Raw genomic sequence first — 4,491 nt, forward strand, 5'->3', positions numbered from 1 at the left:
TGAATTAGTCTTTTTTTATAAGGTTCAATTTGAAAAAAACATCAATTTAACTGCATCTAATTTTCATGAAAACCTCTTATTTTCATATTCAAAGTTTTCAGGATTAGGCATTTTTAATAGAGTTGTTTTTGATAATGGTTTGGATTTGTCAATTGCCACTATTAATAAATATCTAACTTTTTTTGAAACCAAAATAGAAAACTTTTTTCCAGAAAAAATTGACATTCAAGAGGAGCGCCATTTTAAAACTGGTAATTCAAGAAAAAGATATGATATAAGTGTAACAGGAAGTGGTAAAATACCAACGTTAAACAAAAGAGAAACGTTTAGAATAATTAAAAACCAATTAGAAAAAGAGGGCAATAATATAGATGCTTTCAAATACAATAGTCTTGAAAAGCAGGCCTATCAACAGCAGTTAGTAGAGCATAACAAAAAGTGGTTTAATAACCAAGACGCTTTTATGTTTGCACTAAACAATTCATCAAACAAACATAAAGGTTCGTGGCTTAGAGGTATTGGGTTTACTTTTATTGTTGCAGTGATCTTTTTGATATTAACATTTGGCACTACTCGTGTGTTCTGGAATAGTGTTTGCTGGGATTGTGAATTAGATTTTAATGTTATCGGAAATACAATAAAACAATTAATAAATTTCCTAAATCCAGTACATAGTATAAATTACATTGATGAATTAAATCCATTTTTTGGTATACCATATGTATTTGACTTTTTGGGCAGGATTGCTGTTGGTTATGGTATTTATCAAACAGTTCAAGCATTTAGAAAATTCAGATAGCCTATGAAAGAAGATTTTATAAATAAAGAAATTTGGACGCTCACCTTCGGGGCTTCTTTTCAAAGGGCTTATGCTTATGTTGAGAGCGCTTCAGAAGATATAAAAAGACACTTTAAAACAAAATGTCTGGGTTAATTGACAATATGTTACCTCAATATAAAAAAGGTAATGTTTCTGATGAACAACATATAAACAAGATTAAAGAGGTTAGTGAATACTCCAGCCATTTTTCAGAACTATTTAATGGTGGGCAAATTAACTTTGGTATTGCTCAAAAAATGTTGAATCTATATTTAAAATACCAGTGGTGTTTGGGTAACATTGCAGAACCACCGCACTTTCCTGTAGATAGAATTATACAGCAAAAATTAAATGAGCAAGCTAAGCTTAGAGGGGTGCCTAAATTAGAATTACTTTCCTGGACTCAGTTCAAGGATGAAATACATTACAGTAAAGTAATAAACCATGCGCGCTCACTAAAAATAGTGTCAACAGCGCAACTAGAGTTAAAATTATTTAAAAGAAGATAAGTAGACTATGAGTCACCAATCCGAAGCCATCTTAGAGAACAACTTAATCCAACAATTAATTGGCTTAGGCTATGCCTCTGTTAAAGTACTAGATGGCGATGCTTTGGTATCAAATTTGAAATCTCAATTAGAAGCCTTTAATAAAACTAGGTATACCGATAAAGAGTTTGATGGCATCCTCAATCATTTAGCAAAAGGCAATGTGTTTGAAAAAGCCAAAACCCTTAGAGATCGCTTTAGCTTTACCCAAGACAACGGAGAGATAGTCTACGTTCGTTTCTTCGATACCGAGAACTGGAGTAACAATTTGTTTCAAGTCACCAATCAAGTTACGCTAGAAGGCTCTTTTAAAAACCGGTATGATGTTACCTTACTCGTCAATGGGTTGCCACTGGTGCAAATAGAACTCAAACGCAGAGGGGTAGAAACAAAAGAAGCTTTTAAACAAATTAATAGGTATCAAAAACATTCCTTTTGGAGTAACCATGGTTTGTTTCAATACGTACAGTTGTTTGTGATTAGCAATGGTGGTAACACCAAGTATTTAGCCAATAATGAGTTGCAATCACCCAAGCAAACCTTTTACTGGGCAGATGCTACCAATAAAAACATTACAGAATTAGACGAGTTTGCAGCTGCATTTTTAAACCCAGACCATTTGGGTAAAATGATCGCCAATTATATTGTCATTAATGAAACGCATAAAATATTAATGGTGCTGCGCCCCTACCAGTACTTCGCTACCGAGGCGCTCATTAAACACGTAAAAACCAATACAGACAATGCCTATATCTGGCACACCACAGGTTCGGGCAAAACCTTAACGTCTTTTAAAACCAGTCAAATTCTAATGGATTTGCCAGAGGTGTATAAAGTGGTTTTTGTGGTAGATCGTAAAGATTTGGATTACCAAACCATGCAAGAGTTCAATTCTTTTAAGGATGGAAGTGTAGATTCTACAACCAACACCAACTCTTTGGTCCATCAGTTTTTAGGGAAATTTAAAGATAAAAAGGGAGTTGCAAAAGATTCCGACCTTATCATTACCACTATACAGAAACTTAACAACGCCATTTCAGGCCAGTACCGTAAGCAATTAGAACACCTTAAAAATGAGCGCTTTGTTTTTATTTTTGATGAATGTCACCGTTCTCAATTTGGAGAAACTCATGGCAGAATCACCGAGTTTTTTACCCAAAGCCAACTCTTCGGTTTTACGGGGACACCCATCTTTGCAGACAATGCTTCTAAAAACGATTTAGGAAAACGCACCACCAAAGATTTGTTTGGGAACTGTTTGCACAACTATGTAATTACCGATGCTATACGCGATGAAAACGTATTGAAGTTTGGTATTGAATACTACAGTGTTTTCAAACACAAAAACAAACCACAGTTTGACTTAATGGTGGAGGACATCAATAAAGAAGAAGTTTTTAATGACCCGAAGTACCTTGAAGGCGTAGCCAATTACATTATTGCCAACCACAACCGAAAAACATTTAATAAGGAGTACTCCGCTTTATTTGCGGTAAGCAGTATAGATGCAGCAATCGCTTATTATGAGTTGTTTCAACAAAAGAAATTAGCAGGCGAGCACGATTTACGCATCGCCACCATATTTACGTATGGCGCTAATGAAGATGGTAAAGAAGCTCAGGATTATATCCCTGAAGATTATTTTAAAAAGGCTGCAGAACCTGAGCTTACCTATCAATCCAGTCATACAAGAGATAAGCTAGAAGGCTTTATTGCAGATTACAACTTGATGTATAACACCAGCTATACCACTAAGGATAGCAAGTTGTTTGAGGGCTATTTTAAAGACATTAGCAAGCGTTTAAAAGAAAGAGAGAAGCAGAACTTCAATGATGAAAAAGATCGATTAGACATTGTTATTGTGGTGAACATGATGTTGACTGGTTTTGATGCCAAAAAGGTAAATACCTTATATGTAGACAAGAACTTAAAGCAACACGGTTTAATACAAGCCTTTTCTCGTACCAATAGAATATTAGGAGAACAGAAGTCGCAAGGAAATATTTTGTGCTTCCGCAACCTTAAAAAAGCAACTGATGATGCCATTACTTTGTTTTCTAACAAAGAGGCTATAGAAGTTGTCGTGATGCCTGAATATGAGGACATCACTAAGAAGTTTGATGAGGCATTTAAAGGCTTAAAAGAAATAGTACCCACCTACCAAAGTGTAAACGATCTAGAGAGTGAAGAGGAGGAGGCGGCTTTTGTGCAAGCCTTTAGAAGATTGATGCGTCACCTCAATGTGTTACAATCGTATACCGATTTTGATTGGGAAGATTTACCATTAAGTGCTCAAGAGTTTGAAGATTATAAAGGCAAGTACCTGGATATTTACGAAAAGGTAAAAAAAGAAGTTCAAAAAGAAAAGATTTCTATTCTAGACGATATTGATTTTGAGTTAGAATTGATTCATAGAGATCGCATCAATGTGGCTTATATTATTAAGCTATTGGCTAAAATGAAAGGAGAAAAACCTTCAGATATGGCAGCTAAGAAAAAAGCCATTATTGATTTGTTAGGAGGGGATATCAAGTTGCGTAGTAAGCGAGAATTGATTGAGAAATTCATTGAAGAAAACCTTCCTTTTATTTTAGATGAAGATGCTATAGAAGAAGAGTTTGAGCACTATTGGCAAGATGAAAAGGTATTGGCCTTAGGGAAGATTTGTGAAGAAGAACACTTAGATAAAGCCCAATTTAAAGCGCTTATTGATGCCTATATTTATAGTGGTCAAGAACCGATTAGAGATGCTGTTTTTAAATGCTTGGACAGTAGGCCCAGTATTTTAAAAGCTCGAGATATAGGAGAGCGCATTTTGGATAAAATGAAAGAATATGTAGAGGTCTTTGTGAATGGGATGGTGGGTTAGCAACTTAGTTATTGAATTTCAACAGTGTTTATATGAGATAGCGTAAATAGCCAACGCAAGTTCAAGCATATTTTAAGTTTGCTCGTGCCTCACAAATTTAAAAGAGCTTTAGCGCCAACGCCAGCAAGGTTGCAGGATAAAGCCAGCAGGTAACAACGCTCACCAGCAAATAGCGGGTATACCTGTGAAAAGTGAAATTCTAGAGACCAAGCAACACACAACACCTTAATACCAAATTAAATTTATAATGTCGC

The 4,491-nt window shown here is 35.2% G+C and carries 4 protein-coding genes; all 4 read left to right on the top strand.

Translation table 11 applies throughout. The features are described from left to right. Nucleotides 1–799 (top strand): hypothetical protein (locus tag CXF67_RS08230; protein WP_219621024.1); only part of this gene is annotated, 799 nt, incomplete at its 5' end. Nucleotides 800–802: 3 nt separating this feature from the next. Next, the gene (locus CXF67_RS18760; RefSeq protein ID WP_257984634.1) at nucleotides 803–934 is read left to right on the top strand and encodes a hypothetical protein; all 132 of its coding nucleotides are present in this window, start codon (nucleotides 803–805) and stop codon (nucleotides 932–934) included. Then, a complete protein-coding gene (locus tag CXF67_RS08235) occupies nucleotides 922–1,329 on the top strand; it encodes a hypothetical protein (RefSeq protein WP_102088323.1) in 408 nt (135 codons plus the stop codon). The genes CXF67_RS18760 and CXF67_RS08235 overlap by 13 nt, the downstream gene beginning before the upstream one ends. A 7-nt stretch (nucleotides 1,330–1,336) precedes the next feature. Next, nucleotides 1,337–4,237 carry a type I restriction endonuclease subunit R gene (locus CXF67_RS08240; protein ID WP_102088324.1) on the top strand — a complete coding sequence of 967 codons (2,901 nt, stop codon included), beginning with the start codon at nucleotides 1,337–1,339 and terminating at the stop codon, nucleotides 4,235–4,237. The last annotated feature ends 254 nt before the right edge of the window (nucleotides 4,238–4,491 follow it).

It is taken from the genome of Psychroflexus sp. MES1-P1E, assembly GCF_002836055.1.
Taxonomy (GTDB): domain Bacteria; phylum Bacteroidota; class Bacteroidia; order Flavobacteriales; family Flavobacteriaceae; genus Psychroflexus.

Bases quoted from the DNA above. Each gene is read 5' to 3' on its own strand.
- CXF67_RS08240 (WP_102088324.1), top strand. From the start codon at position 1,337: ATGAGTCACCAATCCGAAGCCATCTTAGAGAACAACTTAATCCAACAA.
- CXF67_RS08235 (WP_102088323.1), top strand. From the start codon at position 922: ATGTCTGGGTTAATTGACAATATGTTACCTCAATATAAAAAAGGTAAT.
- CXF67_RS18760 (WP_257984634.1), top strand. From the start codon at position 803: ATGAAAGAAGATTTTATAAATAAAGAAATTTGGACGCTCACCTTCGGG.